This is a genomic window from Mycobacterium basiliense (assembly GCF_900292015.1).
GTDB classification, from domain to species: Bacteria; Actinomycetota; Actinomycetes; order Mycobacteriales; family Mycobacteriaceae; genus Mycobacterium; species Mycobacterium basiliense.
Window position 1 is genome coordinate 2,863,959 of the sequence record NZ_LR130759.1, and the last position, 17,531, is coordinate 2,881,489.

Annotated in this window: 15 protein-coding genes; 9 read left to right on the forward strand and 6 right to left on the reverse strand. The window is 66.0% G+C overall.

The genetic code is table 11. The features are described 5' to 3' along the window. Positions 1 to 137 precede the first annotated feature (137 nt). Positions 138 to 1,061 (reverse strand): LLM class F420-dependent oxidoreductase, encoded by a 924-nt coding sequence (locus MB901379_RS12170; protein WP_158016930.1) that lies wholly within the window; start codon positions 1,059 to 1,061, stop codon positions 138 to 140. A 49-nt stretch (positions 1,062 to 1,110) separates the two neighbouring features. Beyond that, on the reverse strand, positions 1,111 to 1,788 hold the full coding sequence (locus tag MB901379_RS12175) for an SDR family oxidoreductase (protein ID WP_158016931.1): 678 nt from the start codon (positions 1,786 to 1,788) through the stop codon (positions 1,111 to 1,113). A gap of 287 nt (positions 1,789 to 2,075) precedes the next feature. Between MB901379_RS12175 and modA the strand changes: the two genes are divergently transcribed. The 6 genes from modA (at position 2,076) to MB901379_RS12205 (ending at position 7,672) form a co-directional block, all read left to right on the forward strand. Next, entirely contained in the window at positions 2,076 to 2,834 is a 759-nt protein-coding gene (gene modA / locus MB901379_RS12180; protein ID WP_158016932.1) for a molybdate ABC transporter substrate-binding protein, read from the forward strand. Between the two features lie 9 nt (positions 2,835 to 2,843). Continuing rightward, positions 2,844 to 3,638 carry an ABC transporter permease gene (locus tag MB901379_RS12185; RefSeq protein ID WP_158016933.1) on the forward strand — a complete coding sequence of 265 codons (795 nt, stop codon included), beginning with the start codon at positions 2,844 to 2,846 and terminating at the stop codon, positions 3,636 to 3,638. 256 nt (positions 3,639 to 3,894) lie between these two features. Then, positions 3,895 to 5,031, forward strand: a complete 1,137-nt coding sequence (locus tag MB901379_RS12190; RefSeq protein WP_158019124.1) for a sulfate/molybdate ABC transporter ATP-binding protein — start codon at positions 3,895 to 3,897, stop codon at positions 5,029 to 5,031. An 88-nt stretch (positions 5,032 to 5,119) separates the two neighbouring features. Then, positions 5,120 to 6,118: an alanine and proline-rich secreted protein Apa gene (locus MB901379_RS12195; protein ID WP_158016934.1), complete on the forward strand. Its 999-nt coding sequence runs from the start codon at positions 5,120 to 5,122 to the stop codon at positions 6,116 to 6,118. Between the two features lie 156 nt (positions 6,119 to 6,274). Then, positions 6,275 to 6,577, forward strand: a complete 303-nt coding sequence (locus MB901379_RS12200) for a GlsB/YeaQ/YmgE family stress response membrane protein (protein ID WP_158016935.1) — start codon at positions 6,275 to 6,277, stop codon at positions 6,575 to 6,577. A gap of 66 nt (positions 6,578 to 6,643) precedes the next feature. Further along, positions 6,644 to 7,672: a zinc-binding alcohol dehydrogenase family protein gene (locus MB901379_RS12205; protein ID WP_158019125.1), complete on the forward strand. Its 1,029-nt coding sequence runs from the start codon at positions 6,644 to 6,646 to the stop codon at positions 7,670 to 7,672. An 11-nt stretch (positions 7,673 to 7,683) separates the two neighbouring features. Here the strand turns inward: MB901379_RS12205 and MB901379_RS12210 are convergent, their stop codons facing one another. The 4 genes from MB901379_RS12210 to MB901379_RS12225 all read right to left on the reverse strand — a co-directional run bounded on the left by MB901379_RS12210 (position 7,684) and on the right by MB901379_RS12225 (position 12,720). Continuing rightward, complete coding sequence (locus MB901379_RS12210) at positions 7,684 to 8,430, reverse strand: CPBP family intramembrane glutamic endopeptidase (protein WP_197717895.1); 747 nt, start codon at positions 8,428 to 8,430, stop codon at positions 7,684 to 7,686. Positions 8,431 to 8,681: 251 nt separating this feature from the next. Beyond that, positions 8,682 to 9,347 (reverse strand): MOSC domain-containing protein, encoded by a 666-nt coding sequence (locus tag MB901379_RS12215; protein WP_158019126.1) that lies wholly within the window; start codon positions 9,345 to 9,347, stop codon positions 8,682 to 8,684. Positions 9,348 to 9,365: 18 nt separating this feature from the next. Continuing rightward, positions 9,366 to 11,825, reverse strand: a complete 2,460-nt coding sequence (locus tag MB901379_RS12220; protein WP_158016937.1) for a phosphoketolase family protein — start codon at positions 11,823 to 11,825, stop codon at positions 9,366 to 9,368. A gap of 46 nt (positions 11,826 to 11,871) precedes the next feature. Continuing rightward, positions 11,872 to 12,720, reverse strand: coding sequence for an SDR family oxidoreductase (locus MB901379_RS12225; RefSeq protein WP_232021818.1), 849 nt, complete (start codon positions 12,718 to 12,720; stop codon positions 11,872 to 11,874). 195 nt (positions 12,721 to 12,915) lie between these two features. Between MB901379_RS12225 and MB901379_RS12230 the strand changes: the two genes are divergently transcribed. From MB901379_RS12230 to MB901379_RS12240, 3 genes are all read left to right on the forward strand, one after another. Continuing rightward, positions 12,916 to 13,425 (forward strand): GNAT family N-acetyltransferase, encoded by a 510-nt coding sequence (locus tag MB901379_RS12230; protein WP_158016939.1) that lies wholly within the window; start codon positions 12,916 to 12,918, stop codon positions 13,423 to 13,425. A gap of 129 nt (positions 13,426 to 13,554) precedes the next feature. Then, positions 13,555 to 15,972: a CoA transferase gene (locus tag MB901379_RS12235; RefSeq protein WP_158016940.1), complete on the forward strand. Its 2,418-nt coding sequence runs from the start codon at positions 13,555 to 13,557 to the stop codon at positions 15,970 to 15,972. A gap of 68 nt (positions 15,973 to 16,040) precedes the next feature. Beyond that, positions 16,041 to 17,525, forward strand: a complete 1,485-nt coding sequence (locus tag MB901379_RS12240) for an acetyl-CoA acetyltransferase (protein ID WP_158016941.1) — start codon at positions 16,041 to 16,043, stop codon at positions 17,523 to 17,525. Positions 17,526 to 17,531: the final 6 nt, after the last annotated feature.

Genomic DNA, 17,531 nt, shown 5'->3' on the forward strand with positions numbered 1-17,531 from the left:
TCCTGAGGGGGCTCATCGACGGGCGACTATAGTTAGCTACTGGCGCTCTTCAGGGTAGTCAAGCCGCCGCCCAGATACCCAGGCGCGAGCGTGTGTAATCAGCCACACCCACAACGAGCGGGCCACCCACGCCGGATTTACTGACCAAGCAGGGGGCGCAGCGCCTCGGCGGCCGTCGTGATGACACCAGGGGTGTAGCCGTGCGCAGCCAGGTTGATGATGACGCCATCCACGCCGGCGTCGAGCACTTTGGTTTGCACCTGCTCAGCGATCTGTTCGGGGCTACCCATGACCATGCGACTACTGGTCTCGGCGGGAATCTGATCCGGCTTGACGTCCTCGCTGATCACCACCGTCAACATCAGGCTGGTTTCCAGTGTCGACGGATCGCGCTCGGCCTCTTCACAGCGGGCAGCGACGGCGTCCATTTTTCGGGGTAGTTCATCCAGCGCTGCGACGATGTTGAGATGGTCGGCCCACCGGGCCGCGATGCCGAAGGTCTTCTTTTCGCCGCCGCCGCCGATCATGATGGGGATTCGGTCCCGGTAGCGGGGCTCAGCCATCGCGGATTCGGTGGTGTACCAATTCCCGGAGAAGGTGGGCCGCTCACCTTTCACCATCGGGTCAAGGATCTGTAGGGCCTCCTCAAGCCGGTGGAACCGGTCGGTGAAGGTACCGAATTCGAACCCGAGCTGACGGTGTTCGAGTTCGTACCAACCAGCGCCGATACCGAGAATCGCTCTCCCCGCGCTGACCACGTCCAACGTCGTGATGACCTTGCCCAGCAGGCTCGGGTTGCGGTAGGTATTGCCGGTCACCAAGGTGCCCAGTTGCAGCTTCTCCGTCGCGGTGGCCAGCGCGCCCAGGGCGGTGTAGGCCTCCAGCATCGGCTGGTCCGGCGTGCCCAACATGGGCAGTTGGTAGAAGTGGTCCATCAGGAAAAGCGAGTCATAGCCGGCGGCCTCGGCCTCGCGCGCCTGCGCAACCACCGACGGAAAGAGCTTCTCCACACCCGTGCCGTAGGAGAAGTTAGGAATCTGAAAACCAAGCCTGATAGCCACGGTATCTACCGTAGCGACCGGTCCACAGGAGTAAAGATTTCAGCCAGGTTCAGGAGAACCGAGCCAGAGCACCGTGGCTCACGTGCAATGTCTGGCCGGTGATGTGACGAGCGGCGGGGGTGGTGAGAAACAGTGCCAGCCGGGCAATCTCTGCCGCCATGGGTGCCGGGGTGCGAGACAAGCCGTCGTAGCCGGCGGTCACGCTGCGCCCGCAGGCAACGGCGTTGACGGTGATGCCGCGGGTGCCGTACGTCTCGGCCTGCCCCCCGACCCAATTCGCGAGGGCGGCTTTGATGGCAGCGTCGACGCTGCCGGCCGGCGGGTTTTCCGCCACAATGCTGATGATCGAACCGCCGGAGCGCAGATGATCGCCGACGCATTGCACGGTCAGCGCCGCTGAGAGCACGGTCGCGTCCAGCGCGTGGCGCCAGGCGGTGGCGGTGTCCGACAACGAGTAGGTGCGTGGATCACCGGCGTCCCAGGACGGCGCCGGCACATTGACGATGGTGTCCAGGTGATGCGGGAACAAGCCGCGAACCTCGGTGAGGCTGGCGGGGTTGACGGTGTCGCAGACAATGGCGTCGACGTCGAGTTCCTTGGCGACAACCTCGAGGTCGTCACGGCGGGCCCCCACGAGGGTCACCTTATGACCGTCGTCGCGAAAACCCTCGGCTACCGTACGCCCCAGATCGGTATCCCCACCAGTGACCAGCACCTCCACTGCCATGACCTCCTCGTGTTCAACGTTGAACCCAGACCCTGGCAGCTCACCAGCGCTTATGCGTCCGCTCGGCGCGTTCTAAGCATCGTTCCGATGGTCACACACCGCAGGATTGTCACCTGGGATCTCAGCGTGTTATGGCGTCAATCAAGGTCCATGTTACTGGACAGTAGCTATTCGGCGAAACTCCGCGCCGTCACGACGCGTAGTCGATTTCAGTAACCATTCGGGCGTCGTGGGGAACCGATTTCTGGTCGCCGCTGGCCGACCGGGCCCGCTGCTAGGTTTGACGAATGCGTCGGATCGGAATGCTGGCCAGCTTGGGATCGCTGCTGGTCTGGACGTTGGTCGGGTGCAATTCACGGTCGGCCCAACAGTCTCGTTCGATCACGGTGTTCGCGGCCGCGTCGCTGAAGCCGGCCTTCACCAAGATCGGTGAACGATTCCAGGCAGACAATCCCGGCGTGCGGGTCGAGTGGGATTTCGCGGGTTCCTCGGAGCTGGCGACTCAGCTGGCCCAGGGGGCGACGGCGGATGTCTTCGCCTCGGCCGACATCGCGCAAATGGACAGGGTCTCCCAAGCTGGCTTGGTGGCCCAGAACCCCGCGAACTTTGCCTCCAACACCCTGGTCATCGTCACCGCCCCGGGTAATCCGAAGCAGATCGGGTCGGTTGGCGACCTCACGAGGCCGGACCTGAGCGTGGTCATCTGCCAGCAGCCGGTGCCGTGCGGGTCGGCCACCAGGCGGATCGAAGTCGCTACGGGCATCCAGCTCAGCCCGGTCAGTGAGGAACTCAGCGTGACGGACGTGCTCAGCAAGGTCACCACCGGACAGGCCGATGCCGCGTTGGTCTACGTCACCGACGCGATGAACGCCGGAGACAAGGTGACCACCGTCCGGTTTCCCGAGGCCGCCGGCGCGGTGAATATCTACCCCATCGCCGTGTTGAAGAAGGCATCCCATCCCGCGCTAGCCCAGCAGTTCGTGGCGATCGTGACCGCTGAGGCGGGACGCAAGATCCTCGACCAGTCCGGGTTTGCCCAGCCCTGATGAGCTGACATGCGCCGGCCTGCAGATCCGCCCCGCTGGGTCTTCGCGTTTGCCACCGTCGGCATGGCCCTTGTGGTGTTGCCGCTGTTGGCCGTTGCGCTCAAGGTCGACTGGCCCAATTTCTGGTCGCTGATCACCAGCAACTCGTCGACGACGGCGCTGCTTCTAAGCCTGAAGACCGCCTCGGCCAGCACGCTGCTGTGCGTGCTGCTGGGGGTCCCGATGGCCTTGGTTTTGGCCCGCAGCCGGGCACGCTTGGTGCGATTGCTGCGGCCGCTGATCCTGCTTCCGCTGGTATTGCCGCCGGTGGTGGGCGGCATCGCGCTGCTCTACGCGTTCGGCCGGCTCGGCTTGCTTGGGCAGTACCTACAGGCCGCCGGCGTCAGCATCGCATTCAGTACGACGGCAGTGGTGTTGGCCCAGACATTCGTCTCGTTGCCCTTCCTGGTGATCTCCCTCGAGGGAGCGGCGCGCACCGTGGGGGCCGACTACGAGGTGGTGGCGGCGACGCTAGGTGCCCGGCCCAGCGTCGTCTGGTGGCGAGTCACGATACCGCTGCTGCTACCGGGCATGGCGTCTGGAGCGGTGTTGGCATTTGCTCGGTCGCTCGGGGAGTTCGGCGCAACACTGACGTTTGCCGGGTCGCGGCAGGGGGTGACTCGCACCCTGCCGCTGGAGATCTACCTACAGCGGGTGAACGACCCGGATGCGGCGGTGGCGCTGTCACTGGTGCTCGTCGCGGTGGCGGCGCTGGTGGTATTGGGTCTGGGCGCTCGCAGGTTGACCGGGGCTGACGCCAGGTAGTCCTGCCTTAAGGTGTCAACCATGGGTCGCGACGGTGTGCGTGACGGTGTCGCAGCGATACCGATGGCAGGGGGGTGGCGGCAGCCCGGTGTGCGGCCCAGCCAGGGCCGATCGGGGGGCGGCGCTGCCACCGGCAGCGGCTGCTACCCGATGTAGTGCCGGCGGCTCCGTTGTCGTCCTCGCTACGGTGGCGCCACTCAAGGTGTCGGTCATGGGTGCCCGCCGAATCACCAAGGCGGGCAAGAGACCGTCGAACGTGAGCGCATTGCATCTTCGCGCGTTGGTCCGCGATCGCGGAGTGGACGTCGAGTTTTCGGTGGCCACAGGCGAGGTGCTGGCCGTACTCGGCCCCAACGGCGCGGGCAAATCCACCGTCCTCCATGTCATCGCCGGCCTGGTTCAACCGGACAGCGGTGTGGTGCGTCTGGGAGACCGGGTGTTGACGGACACCGCCGCCGGGATCAACGTCGCGACCCATGATCGCCGCGTCGGTCTGCTCCTACAGAACCCGTTGCTGTTCCCGCACCTGAACGTGGCCGACAACGTGGCGTTCGGCCCACAGAGCCGTCACCGGGCCTTGCCAATGCTGGGGATCGGTCGCGGTCGGCGCATCAAGCCGGCCCTGGGCTGGCTGAGCAAGGTGGAGGCCAGCCAGCTCGCTGGACGTAGGCCACGACAGTTGTCGGGCGGCCAGGCCCAGCGAGTCGCGATTGCGCGAGCGTTGGCCGCCGAGCCGAATGCATTGCTGCTCGACGAGCCACTTGCCGGGCTCGATGTGGCCGCGGCCGCCGCCATCCGAACGCTGCTGCGCGACGTGGTGACCGGCAGCGGCTACGCCGCCGTTGTGGTCACGCACGACCTGCTCGATGTGTTCGCGCTGGCGGATCGGGTATTGGTCCTCGAGTCCGGGACGATTTCCGAAATCGGTCCGGTCACCGAGGTACTCGCCGCACCCCGCAGTCACTTCGGTGCCCGCATCGCGGGAGTCAACCTGGTCAGCGGGACCATCGACACCGACGGCGCGCTGCGCACCCGGGCCGGCGTTCACTGGCACGGGACTTCCGAACTCGGCAGGGATCTCGGCAGCCAATTCCGCCCGGGCCAGGACGCGGTGGCAGTATTCCTGCCGACCGCGGTCGCGGTGCATCTCAACCAACCGCATGGCAGCCCCCGCAACGCCGTCGAGGTGACGGTCGCGGAGCTACATACCCGCGGAGGCACGGTGCTGGTTCGCGGACAGGACCAACCCGATGGTGCGCCGGGCCTGGCCGCGACCATCACCATCGAGGCCGCCTCGGAGTTGCGGCTGACGCCCGGGGCGCAAGTGTGGTTCAGCATCAAAGCTCACGAAGTGGCGTTGCACCCGGCCCAGCACCACCAGCAGCCCAGGTAGGACGATATTCGGCCAATTCGCTAGGAACAGCGCAGACACTGGGCGGCCCATCCTTGCTTCACGGCCATAACACGGTAGGTTCGTCGCCATGCATCAGGTGGACCCCAAGACGAGACGCCGCCAAGGACTGTGGGCAACGCTGGCGATCGCCACAGTGAGCAGTGCCAGCGTTTTCACCATTGCCCTGCCGGCGACCTCCAGCGCCGACCCCGAGCCAGCGCCCCCGCCACCGGCGACCACCGCCACGCCCAACCCCCAACCGGCCGACCCCAACGCGGCACCCCCGCCGGCCGATCCGAACGCGGCGCCGCCACCACCGGCGGATCCCAACGCGCCACCGCCGCCGCCACCGGCGGATCCCAACGCGCCACCACCACCGGTGGTTGACCCCAACGCGCCCGAGCCCGGCCGGGTGACCAACGCCATCGGCGGATTTAGCTTTGTCCTGCCCCCAGGCTGGGTGGAGTCCGACGCCTCCCACCTCGACTACGGGTCCGCGCTGCTCAGCAAGACAATTGGGGAGCCGCCACTGCCCGGGCAGGCACCACCGGTCGCCAACGACACTCGCATCGTGCTGGGCCGGTTGGACCAGAAGCTCTACGCCAGCGCCGAACCCACCAACCCCAAGGCCGCGGTCCGCCTGGGCTCGGACATGGGCGAATTCTTCATGCCCTATCCCGGTACCCGACTCAACCAGGAAACCATTCCGCTCAACGCCAACGGATTGTCCGGGAGCGCGTCCTATTACGAAGTCAAGTTCAGTGATCCGGCCAAGCCGAACGGCCAGATCTGGACCGGGGTAATCGGTGCGCCGGCAACCGGTGCGCCCGACGGCGGCCCTCCTCAGCGCTGGTTTGTGGTGTGGCTAGGAACGTCGAACGACCCGGTGGACAAGGGCGCGGCGAAGGTCCTGGCGGAGTCGATTCGAGCCTGGAACCCACCGCCGGCACCGGCGCCCGCACCCGGGCAGCCGGCTCCCGCGCCGGGCGCACCGGAACCTGCCCCCGCACCGGCCCCGGCCCCGGCCCCGGCCGCGGGCGTGACGCCTACGGCCACTCCGGCTCCGCAGCGGACACAACCGGCCTGACCGGCCGCCCAGATCCGCTCAGCAGTCCCCGGCAGTCACGCCGGGATTGGCTTTGCGCCGCAGAATTGCATTCCCATCGTTACATCGAGGGGGTATACCGAAATCAAGGTCCAGCATTTGGAGTTGGGCTTTGCCGGTGATTACAAGGAGATCCCGATGGACGTCATGGCAGCGACCGAATTGCTAGCTCGCTCAACCACGCTGACCAGCGTGGGCTGGATTGGCTACATCATCATTGGCGCAATTGCGGGTTGGATTGCCGGAAAGATCGTCAAGGGCGCTGGCTCTGGCATTCTGATGAACATCGTGATCGGTGTCGTGGGCGCGTTGATCGGCGGTTTCTTGCTGAGTTTCTTCGTCGACACCGCAGCTGGCGGCTGGTGGTTCACCTTGTTCAGCGCGATCCTCGGCTCGGTAATCCTGCTGTGGCTGGTCGGGATGGTGCAGCGCAGGTCCTAGCCGGCGGAACCCGTTGCGGCCGTGGCAGATCGGGCGATCGGCCGGCGCTAGCGGCATGATGGAATGATGGCCGCAGCGGCGATACCCCCGACGATGACCGCGTGGCAGGTACGTCACCCCGGCCCGGTCAGCACCGGCCCGCTCGAGCAAGTCCGCACCGCGGTGCCACGACCCGAGCCATCCGAGCTGCTAGTTGCGGTGCACGCCTGCGGGGTTTGCCGTACCGACCTACACGTCACCGAAGGCGACCTTCCCGTGCACCGTGAGCGGGTGACACCCGGACACGAGGTGGTGGGGGAGGTCATCCAGGTGGGCGCCGACGCCGGTGACGAGTTCGACGTCGGAGACCGGGTCGGTATCGCCTGGCTGCGTCACACCTGCGGGGTGTGCAAGTACTGCGTGCACGGCGCCGAAAACCTGTGTCCGAAGTCCCGCTACACCGGTTGGGATGCCGACGGCGGATATGCCGAATTCGCCACGGTTCCAGCGGCTTTTGCGCATCGCCTGCCCGGTGGCTACCGCGACAGCGAACTCGCGCCGCTACTGTGCGCCGGCATCATCGGATATCGCTCATTGCTGCGTGCCGAACTGCCGCCGGGTGGTCGGCTTGGTCTATACGGCTTCGGCGGCAGCGCCCACATCACCGCCCAGGTCGCGCTGGTCCAGGGCGCCGAGGTGCATGTGATGACCCGTGGGGCCGAAGCGCGCGAGCTGGCTCTCGACCTCGGCGCCGCCTCGGCCCAGGGAGCCGCAGATCCGCCGCCGGTGCCGCTGGACGCCGCGATATTGTTCGCCCCGGTCGGAGACTTGGTGCTGCCGGCGTGCGAGGCGCTGGATCGTGGCGGTACCTTGGCGATCGCCGGCATCCACCTCTCCGACATTCCCGTGTTGAATTATCAGCGTCATCTGTTCCAGGAACGCGAGATTCGGTCGGTCACCTCCAACACCCGCGGCGACGCGCGCGCCTTCCTCGATTTCGCGGGCCGACACCATATCGAGGTCACCACCCCGGAATACCCACTCGGGCAGGCCGATCGTGCGCTGGCCGACCTCAGGGCCGGCCACATCGCGGGCGCAGCGGTGCTGCTGACGTGACGCGACTAGGTTCAGGTTGACAGGTGCCAGACCAAGGCGGCGGCCAGGGCGCCCATCCCATTCAGCGACCAATGCAGGGCGATCGGTGCGATCAAGCTCCCACTGCGCCGACGCAGCCAGCTGAAGACGAACCCGGCGGCGCCCGTGGCCAACACCGCCAGCGCGACGCCCGCCATCATCCCGAAGATCCCGCCGCCGAACAGCCGGGTGAAGCCGACGTTGCTGCTTGTCAACCCTAATGACGTCGCGACGTGCCACAGGCCAAACAGCAACGAACCCGCCAAGGCGACTCCCCGAAATCCCCAAGCCCGATTCAGTGCCCCGTGCAGCACGCCGCGGAAAGCCAGCTCCTCGGGGATAACGGTTTGCAGCGGAATGATCACCATCGAGGCGATCACGGCGCCAGAGATCGTGGCGTAGTGGTGGTTCATGAACATCGGCCGGGTCATCGGCAACAGGACACCCACCGAGATCACCGCGACTACCAGTGCGACGGCCGCAAGCGCATAGACCAGCCCGGACTTCCAGTGTTCGCGCCCCAGACCCAGTTCCGCCCAGCCCAGACCCCTACTGCGCACCAACAACACCAGACCGATCGCGGCCACCGGGACGGTGGCGATGCTTGCCCACGGGGTGGTGAAGTGCGCGATCACATTGGTCAACACCAATATCGCCACGACCACAGCGACATCGAGATGGATCCGGAACCGGGGGAGTTCGGACAGCTGCGCCGCCAGCGGGTCCGGATGCGCGGCCATACCAACCGCTTGGTCACACATGGTGATGGATTCTACCTGCGGCACGCACCTCGACCTCGCCAGTTCTGCCAGCGACTACCCAGCGGGCACCAAGGTTTGCTCCTCGGCGCCGCTGGCGTGCCGGCGGAACCGGGCCGCTCTCTCGGCCGCACACCAACCAGGCGCAGCACCGGTTACCGCAAGGCGACCGCCACCGGCCGGCCGGTTGGGCAGCGCGCGGGGTTTGGTCCCCCGGTCCGGATCACGCTGCGCTAGCCCTCGCGCGGGGCTAGCCGGCGGCGCACGTCGGCTTTGAAGTCGGCCGGCAGGGCTTCGGCCACCAGCAGTTGCGGGAGCAGCTCCGGTTGCGACATTCGGGCGCGAAATGCCAGCCCGATGGTCACGTCGTGGTCGGGGCGATGGTCGATGGTGACCGTATCGCCCGCGCGCACCGTTCCCGGTGAGATCACCCGTAGATAGGCACCGGGTTTACCCGCTTCGGTGAAGGTCTTGATCCAATGGGCCAACGTCAAGAACGCTGAAAACGTCCGACACGGCGTCCGGGGCGCAGAGACTTCCAGCACCAGTCCGTCGGTGCCGATGCTCCACCGTTCGCCGATCCGCGCCTCGGTCACGTCGACGCCCAGGGTGGTCAGGTTCTCCCCGAAGATTCCGTTGGTAAGAGCGCGTTGAAGTTGAACTTCCCACGCGTCTAAGTCTTCTCGGGCATAGGCATAAACGGCCTGGTCATCACCGCCATGCACACTCTGGTTGCCGATCGTGTCGCCCACCAGTCCGCTGCCCAGACCGGCGCACATCGGGCCCGGTGCACGCACCATGACCTCTCCAGTTGCCGCTACTTTGTCGATGCCCGTCAGCTTCGACTGCGCGCGCGGATCAGGGTTTGCTTGGACACGAGCAACATTGACCGACACCACATTCGCCACCCGCACAGGCTAGAGCGTGTCGTTGCCTTCCGAAGAGTCGGTTGGGCGTCGTTCGCCTTGTTGCCCTGACGGCGTGCGTTCGCTCGACTGCCACGTCCATTCCGCGATGTGCGGGTCGTCCTCGCCGTGCTCCCGCGTGTAGCGCCGCGCGGCGAGGCGGGCATCAGCCATCCGCTGGCGTAGCAACGCCGCCCGGCTGGCCAGCCCGTCTACCCGGTCGATGACATCCATGACCAGATGGAAGCGATCCAAATCGTTGAGCATCACCATGTCGAACGGTGTCGTGGTGGTGCCGCGCTCCTTAAACCCGCGGACATGCATGCGGGCGTGGTTGGCGCGACGGTAAGCCAGCCGGTGAATCAACCATGGATAGCCGTGGTAGGCGAAGATGACCGGTTTGTCGCGGGTGAACAACGCATCAAACTCCCGATCCGGCAGGCCATGGGGGTGTTCCGACTCCGGCTGCAGCCGCATGATATCGACCACGTTGACGACTCGCACCGCCAACTGGGGCAGCTCACGCCGCAGGATGTCGGCGGCCGCCAGAGTCTCCAGCGTCGGGATGTCTCCGGCGCACGCCAGCACCACATCCGGCTGACCACTGGCCGTGCCCGCCCACTGCCAAATGCCAAGTCCCCGGGTGCAGTGCGCGATCGCCTCGTCCATGGTCAGGTAGGCCAGTGCGGGTTGCTTGCCGGCGACGATGACGTTGACATAGTCGCGGCTGCGCAGGCAATGGTCGGCAACCGAAAGCAGCGTGTTGGCGTCGGGAGGCAGATATACCCGCACCACCTCAGGGCGCTTGTTGGCCACCAGGTCGACGAATCCAGGGTCTTGATGGGATGCGCCATTGTGATCCTGGCGCCACACATGGGAACTCAGCAGGTAATTCAGCGAGGCGATCGGCCGCCGCCAGGGCAGTTCCCGGCTGGTCGACAGCCATTTTGTGTGCTGGTTGAACATCGAGTCGACGATGTGCACGAACGCCTCGTAGCAGTCGAACATGCCATGCCGTCCGGTCAGCAGGTACCCCTCCAGCCAGCCTTGGCATAGATGCTCGGACAGCACCTCCATCACCCGGCCATCGGGGCTGAGGTGGTCGTCGTCGGTCGTGGTCTCGGATAGCCAGGTCCGACCGGTCACTTCGAATACCGCGCTGAGCCGGTTCGACGCAGTTTCGTCCGGACCCATGAGCCGGAACCGATCCGGGTTGTGCCGAATCACGTCCCGCAAAAACGTCCCGAGTACCCGAGTGGCCTCATGGATTTCGGTGGCGGGGTAGTGCACCGGCACCGCGTAATCGCGGAAGTCGGGCAATTCGAGGTCGCGCAGCAAGAGTCCGCCGTTGGCGTGCGGGTTGGCGCTCATCCGCCGATTGCCGTGGGGAGCCAGCGCCCGCAATTCGGCCCGCAGCGTGCCGTTGGCGTCGAAAAGCTCGTTGGGCCGGTAGCCGCGCAACCATGCCTCTAACTGGCCGCGATGCTCGGCATTGACGTAGGTGTCGGCCAGCGGAACCTGATGCGATCGCCAAGTGCCCTCGACCTTCTTGTCGTCGACCACCTTCGGTCCGGTCCAGCCCTTGGGCGTGCGCAACACGATCACTGGCCACACCGGTCGGTCAACACGTTTGCCGTTGCGGGCGCCCTGCTGAATCGCGGCGATGTCATCGAACGCATCATCCAGCGCACCGGCCAATTGCTGGTGCACGCTGACCGGATCGTCCCCAGTTACCGTGATCGGACGATAGCCGTAGCCGCGTAGCAGCGATTCCAGCTCCACCTGCGGGATGCGGGCCAGCACCGTCGGGTTGGCGATCTTGTATCCGTTGAGATGCAGGATTGGCAGCACCGCCCCGTCGATGGCCGGGTTAAGAAATTTGTTCGAGTGCCAGCTGGCCGCCAATGGTCCCGTCTCGGCCTCACCATCGCCGATCACACAGGCAACCACCAGATCAGGGTTGTCAAACGCGGCACCGAACGCGTGCACCAGCGCGTATCCGAGTTCGCCGCCTTCATGGATGGAACCTGGAGTCTGCGCCGCCACATGGCTGGGAATGCCGCCGGGGAAAGAAAACTGGCGAAACAGCCGCCGCAATCCCGCGGCATCTTCGGTAATGCTGGTGTACACCTCGCTGTAGGTGCCTTCGAGGTAGGCGTTGGCTACCAAGCCGGGACCGCCGTGGCCGGGCCCGGTGACGTAGATGACGTTGGCGTCGCGGCCACGGATTACCCGGTTCAGGTGCGCGTAAAGCAGGTTCAGTCCCGGCGTAGTGCCCCAGTGCCCCAACAAGCGGGGCTTGACATGCTGCGGCGCCAGCGGCTCGGTCAGCAGCGGGTTATCCAGCAGGTAGATCTGGCCGACCGAAAGATAGTTGGCGGCACGCCAATAGGCATCGATGAGGGCCAGTTCATCGTCGGAAAGGGGGTGGCGAACCGAGGCTTCGGTGGTGGTCTGGCTTTCTGCGCTCACCTAGCCGATTGTGCACACCTCGGATGAACACCGCCGCGCACGCGGCTCACTCTTCGCCACGCGCTCGCGCCTCGTAGGCACGGCGCTGCTCGACGTCGATGCCATCGGTGAAGACATGCTCGCCCCCGACCATCCGGTTCAGGCCCTCGGCCACCCAGCGAGGAATGAACTTCTGCGACACCACCATCGCGCCGGCCGCCCTCGTGACCCGTACCCGCGGCTTGGGACGGGCCACCAGTTTGACGATGGCCTCAGCGATATCAGTCGGCTCCGCGTTCCTGAATCCCTTGGCTCCGGCGGTGCCCGCGGTGAGCTCGGTGTTGACGAATGTCGGCAGCACCATGGAAAACTTGACCCCGGCGGGGCGGTATTCCAGCCTGGCCGAATCGGTGAACGCAACTACCGCGTGCTTGCTGGCGCAATAGGTGGCCAAACCAACGGCATAGAGCTCGCCGGCCAGTGAGGCGACGTTGATGACGTGCCCTTGGCCGCGGGGCACCATACGTTGCGCGGCCAGCTTGCTGCCCAGTATGACCCCGTAGACATTGATGTCCAGAATGCGCCGGGTGACGGCGTCCGGCTCGTCGACGATTCGGCCGACCGGCATGATGCCCGCATTGTTGACCAGCACGTCGATCGGGCCCAATTGCCGTTCGACCTGGTCGAGGAACTCCGCAAACGAATCCCGGTCGGTGACATCGAGTTTGCCGTACACATCAAGACCGAGATCGGCCCCGGACTCCTTGACTTTCGCCTCGTCGATGTCGCCGATGGCAACCTTGGCACCCAACTTGTGCAATGCAGTGGCGGTGGCTAACCCGATTCCGCGCGCACCACCGGTAATCACGATGACCTTGCCCCGGACCCTGACTCCGATAGATGCGTTGTCTGCCACTTGCGTCCCTCCGGTTGCCAAGAAAACATCACCAACAGCGCCGATCCGGCGCGGACCGAACATCGAGCCGGACCATCCGATTTGCTAAGCACAGCACCCGACGTCGGGCCGCGCAACGAGCATGACGCATCTCCTGCCGCGACATCGGGCCGGGCGGGATGGGCAGGACGGCCGAATCGCGTCGATACTGCAACGATGGCGGAGGTGCGGGCGGCCGTCCCAGCGGACGCGATTGCGGTGGCCAGGGTCCACGTCCGATCCTGGCAGTCGGCATACCGCGGACTACTCCCTCAGGACTACCTCGACAGCCTCGAACCCCGCGTTTGGGCCCGCAGATACACCTTCGGGCGGATGGGACTTCACCTGCCGTCCACCCTGGTCGCAGTCGACGGTTCGACCATCTGCGGGCTGGCTACGACGGGTCTGTGTCGGGATCAAGACCTGACAAATTTCGGTGAGCTGATCGCCCTGTACGTCGACCCAACCTACCTGGGTACCGGGGTTGGCCGGCTGCTCATCACCGCGGCCCGGGAGCGGCTGCGGCGCGTGGGAGTCACCAGCGCCGCACTTTGGGTCCTGAAGGGAAATGCCGGCGCCCGCAAGTTCTACGAACACGACGGGTGGCGGTGCGACGGAACACACCGCACGGAGTTCATCGGCGGAGCGCCGACGACGCAAGTGCGCTATCGGCGCACACCCGTCTAGCGGTAATCCACGGTTTGTCCGGCGACCCATGCGGCCGCCGATTGCTGCTGGGCCAGCGCCCGGCGGCCAGAACACCTGCCGCACCCTCACCGGCAGGGTTTTCGCAGAAGCGGCTAGTACGGTGTGCCAATGCCCGAACGGTTGCTCGATGCCGTACGCGTGCTCGACCTGTCCGATGGCTCGCCGGACATCGATACCGTGACCCGGCTGCTGGCCGACCTGGGCGCCGACGTCCTCAAGATAGAACCCCCCGGGGGCAGCCCAGGACGCCAAGCGCAGCCCACGCTGGCCGGTGCCAGCATCGCGTTCGCCGTGCACAACGCCAACAAACGCAGCGCGGTGCTCGACCCGCTCGACGAGCACGATCGGCAACGGTTTTTCGACCTCACCGAGGCTGCCGACATCGTCGTCGACGGCGGTGTCGCCGGCCAAACCGCCGCCTACGGGACATCGTGCGCCGATCTCACCGATCGCTACCCCCACCTGGTGGCCATGTCGATCACCGACTTTGGTGCAACGGGTCCCCGGTCATCGTGGCGCGCCACCGATGCCGTGCTGTATGCAATGTCCGGTGCGCTGTCGCGATCGGGTCCGGCCGTCGGAACGCCGGTACTTCCCCCGACCGGCATCGCCTCGGCGACCGCCGCGGTGCAGGCCGCTTGGGCCCTACTCGTCGCCTACTACAACCGATTACGTTGCGGCGCTGGCGACTACATCGACTTCTCCAGATTCGATGCGGTGGTCATGGCGCTCGACCCGGCCTTCGGGTCACACGGGCAGGTCGCTGCCGGGCGGCGCAGCACCGGGCAATGGCGGGGCCGCCCGCGAAACCAGGACGCCTACCCGATCTACCCGTGCAAGGACGGTTATGTCCGGTTGTGTGTGATGGCGCCGCGACAGTGGCGTGGCCTGCGCCGTTGGCTAGGCGAGCCGGAAGCGTTGCAGGACCCCACATACGACGTGATCGGCGCACGTCTTGCCGCATGGCCACAGATCAGCGGGTTTGTCGAGGCGTTGTTCGCCGCACAGACCATGAAGGATTTGGTGACCACAGGCCAGGCCTTCGGGGTTCCGATCGCGGCGGTGTTGACACCGGCCCGGATCCTGGCCTCCGAGCACTTCCAGACGGTGGGCGCCATCACCGAAGCCGAGCTGGTCCCCGGAGTGCATACGACGGTTCCGACGGGCTACTTCGTCGTCGACGGGCAGCGTTGCGGCTTTCGGATGCCCGCACCCGCGGCCGGGCGAGACGAGCCGCGCTGGCTGGCCCAACCTGCGGGTCCGCCGGCCCCAACGCGCCCGGTCGGAGGCTACCCGCTGGCCGGGCTGCGAATCCTGGATCTGGGCATCATCGTGGCCGGTGGCGAGCTGAGCAGGTTGTTCGGCGACTTGGGCGCAGAAGTCATCAAGGTGGAAAGTGCCGACTACCCGGACGGACTGCGGCAAGCCGGAGTCGGCGAGGCTATCAGCGATTCCTTTGCTCGCACCCATCGCAACCATCTGGGACTGGGCCTGGACCTGCGCAGCGCGACCGGCAAACAAGTCTTCGAACGACTGGTGGGGGAGGCCGACGCCGTCTTCGCCAATTTCAAACCGGGAACCCTGACCTCCCTCGGGTTTCCCTACGACGTGCTCCATACCGTGAATCCTCGGCTCATACTGGCCGGCAGCAGTGCGTTCGGCAACAGGGGACCGTGGAGCGCCCGAATGGGTTACGGACCGTTGGTCCGCGCCGCCACCGGTGTCACCCGACTGTGGACCTCCGCCGAAGCGCACCCGGACAACGCCAGGCATGCGTTCTACGATTCGCTGACGATCTTTCCCGATCATGTCGTTGGGCGCATCGCCGCGGTGCTAGCGCTCGCCGCGTTGATTCGCCGCGATCGAAGTGGTCATGGAGCCCACGTCCACATCTCCCAGGCCGAGGTGGTGGTCAACCAGTTGGATACCCTCTTCGTCACCGAGGCTGCGTTGGCGGCCGAAATTGCCCCGATCCGCAACGACACCAGCGTGCATGGCGTCTTTCCCTGTTCCGGCGACGACGAATGGTGCGTCGTGTCGATCGGATCTGATGGGGATTGGCGTTGCGCGGCAAAGGCGATTGGCCAGCCAGAATTGGCTGACGACCCCCGCTTCGGCGCCGGGGAGCAGCGTGTGGCCAATCGCGCGGAGTTGGTGGCCCGGGTGTCGGCGTGGACCAGCACGCGCACCCCCGCGCAGGCGGCCCAAACACTGCAAGCCGCGGGCGTTCCGGCCGGACCGATGAACCGGCCGGCAGACCTCCTAGAAGACCCCCAGTTGGTCGAGCGAAACGTGCTGGATGAGATGACGCATCCGCTCATCGACCATCCGCTGCCAACCGAGACCGGTCCGGCGCTGTTTCGGCACATTCCGCCAGCCCCGCAGCGCCCGGCGCCGCTGCCAGGACAAGACACCCATGCGGTCTGCCGGCAACTACTGGGCATGGACGCCGAGCAGGTGGACCGGCTGATCGCCCAGGGCGTGCTGTTCGTGCCGAGCAGCGGTGCCGCGCGGCTTCCCGGCTGAGCCGGCGACACCATCGACGGCGGCACGCTGCCGTGACGCTCGACACTGCCCCGGACTAGGTTCGATTCATGCCCATTGACCCCAGGACGCCGGTGTTGATCGGCTACGGCCAGGTCAACCATCGTGACGACGTCGACCCCGCCACGTCGTCAGTCGAGCCGGTCGACCTGATGGTGGCCGCCGCCCGCCAGGCCACCGAGGCCCGAGTGCTCGAGTCCCTCGACTCGGTGCGCGTGGTGCACGTGCTATCGGCGCACTACCGCAACCCCGGACAGTTGCTCGGCGAGCGTCTCAACGCCCGCGATTTCACTTCGAGCTACAGCAGCATCGGCGGCAACACACCGCAGTCGTTGGTCAGCCAGGCATGCCTGGACATCCAGCAGGGGCGAGCCGGGGTCGTGTTGATTTCGGGTGCCGAAACCTGGCGCACCCGGATCGCACTGAAATCTACCGGCAACAGGCTCACCTGGACCCTTCAGGACGAAACCGTTCCGATGCCCCAAGTCGCGGGTGCGGACGTTCCGATGGCCGGGGACGCCGAAATCAGGATCAAACTGGATCGCCCGGCCTATGTCTACCCGTTGTTCGAACAGGCGCTGCGAATCGCCAGCGGTGCATCGGTCGACGACCACCGCCGGCGAGTCGGTGAGTTGTGGTCGCGGTTCAACGCGGTGGCGGTGAACAATCCGAACGCCTGGATCCGAACGCCGATGTCCGCTGACGAGATCTGCCGGCCTGGCCCGCAAAACCGGATGATCAGCTGGCCGTACACCAAACTGATGAACTCCAACAACATGGTCGATCAGGGGGCGGCGCTCATCCTGACCTCGGTCGAGCAGGCGTCCCGCCTGCGAGTCCCCGCCGAACGCTGGGTTTATCCGCAGGCCGGGGCCGACGCCCACGACACCTTCGCAATCGCCGAGCGGGCGCAGCTGCACCAGTCACCGGCCATCCGGATCGCGGGTGGACGAGCTTTGGAACTTGCCGGCTTGGGGATCGACGAGGTGGACCACGTCGACCTGTATTCGTGTTTTCCCTCAGCGGTCCAAGTCGCCGCCAACGAGCTGGGCCTCCCGCTCGACGATGCCGATCGGCCGCTGACCGTCACCGGCGGCCTGACCTTCGCCGGCGGGCCGTGGAGCAACTACGTCACACATTCGATCGCCACCATGGCCGAGCTGCTGGTGGCTAACCCCGGCCGACGTGGCCTGATCACCGCAAACGGCGGCTATCTGACCAAGCACAGCATCGGTGTCTACGGCACCGAGCCACCGTCGTCATTCCGTTGGGAAGACGCGCAACCGCTGGTAGACCGCGAGCCCACCCGAGATGGCCCGGTGCAGTGGGAAGGAATCGGCACCGTCGAGGCATGGACAACACCGTTTAGCCGGGAGGGACAACCCGAGAAGGCCTTCGTCGCCGTGCGCACCTCCGGCGGGGCGCGTACCTTGGGCGTGATCACCGATCCTGCCTCGGCCGAAGCGACGGTATTTGAGGACATCGCCGGGGCCAAAGTTGCCATCTCGACCGATGGCAGTGCGACATTGCGGTAACCGGCG

What these genes read in the sequence shown, in the direction of transcription:
- modA (WP_158016932.1), top strand. Translation starts at nt 2,076, where the DNA reads ATGCGTCGGATCGGAATGCTGGCCAGCTTGGGATCGCTGCTGGTCTGG.
- MB901379_RS12210 (WP_197717895.1), bottom strand. Translation starts at nt 8,430, where the DNA reads ATGGCCGCGCATCCGGACCCGCTGGCGGCGCAGCTGTCCGAACTCCCC.
- MB901379_RS12230 (WP_158016939.1), top strand. Translation starts at nt 12,916, where the DNA reads ATGGCGGAGGTGCGGGCGGCCGTCCCAGCGGACGCGATTGCGGTGGCC.
- MB901379_RS12185 (WP_158016933.1), top strand. Translation starts at nt 2,844, where the DNA reads ATGCGCCGGCCTGCAGATCCGCCCCGCTGGGTCTTCGCGTTTGCCACC.
- MB901379_RS12205 (WP_158019125.1), top strand. Translation starts at nt 6,644, where the DNA reads ATGGCCGCAGCGGCGATACCCCCGACGATGACCGCGTGGCAGGTACGT.
- MB901379_RS12235 (WP_158016940.1), top strand. Translation starts at nt 13,555, where the DNA reads ATGCCCGAACGGTTGCTCGATGCCGTACGCGTGCTCGACCTGTCCGAT.
- MB901379_RS12195 (WP_158016934.1), top strand. Translation starts at nt 5,120, where the DNA reads ATGCATCAGGTGGACCCCAAGACGAGACGCCGCCAAGGACTGTGGGCA.
- MB901379_RS12175 (WP_158016931.1), bottom strand. Translation starts at nt 1,788, where the DNA reads ATGGCAGTGGAGGTGCTGGTCACTGGTGGGGATACCGATCTGGGGCGT.
- MB901379_RS12240 (WP_158016941.1), top strand. Translation starts at nt 16,041, where the DNA reads ATGCCCATTGACCCCAGGACGCCGGTGTTGATCGGCTACGGCCAGGTC.
- MB901379_RS12200 (WP_158016935.1), top strand. Translation starts at nt 6,275, where the DNA reads ATGGACGTCATGGCAGCGACCGAATTGCTAGCTCGCTCAACCACGCTG.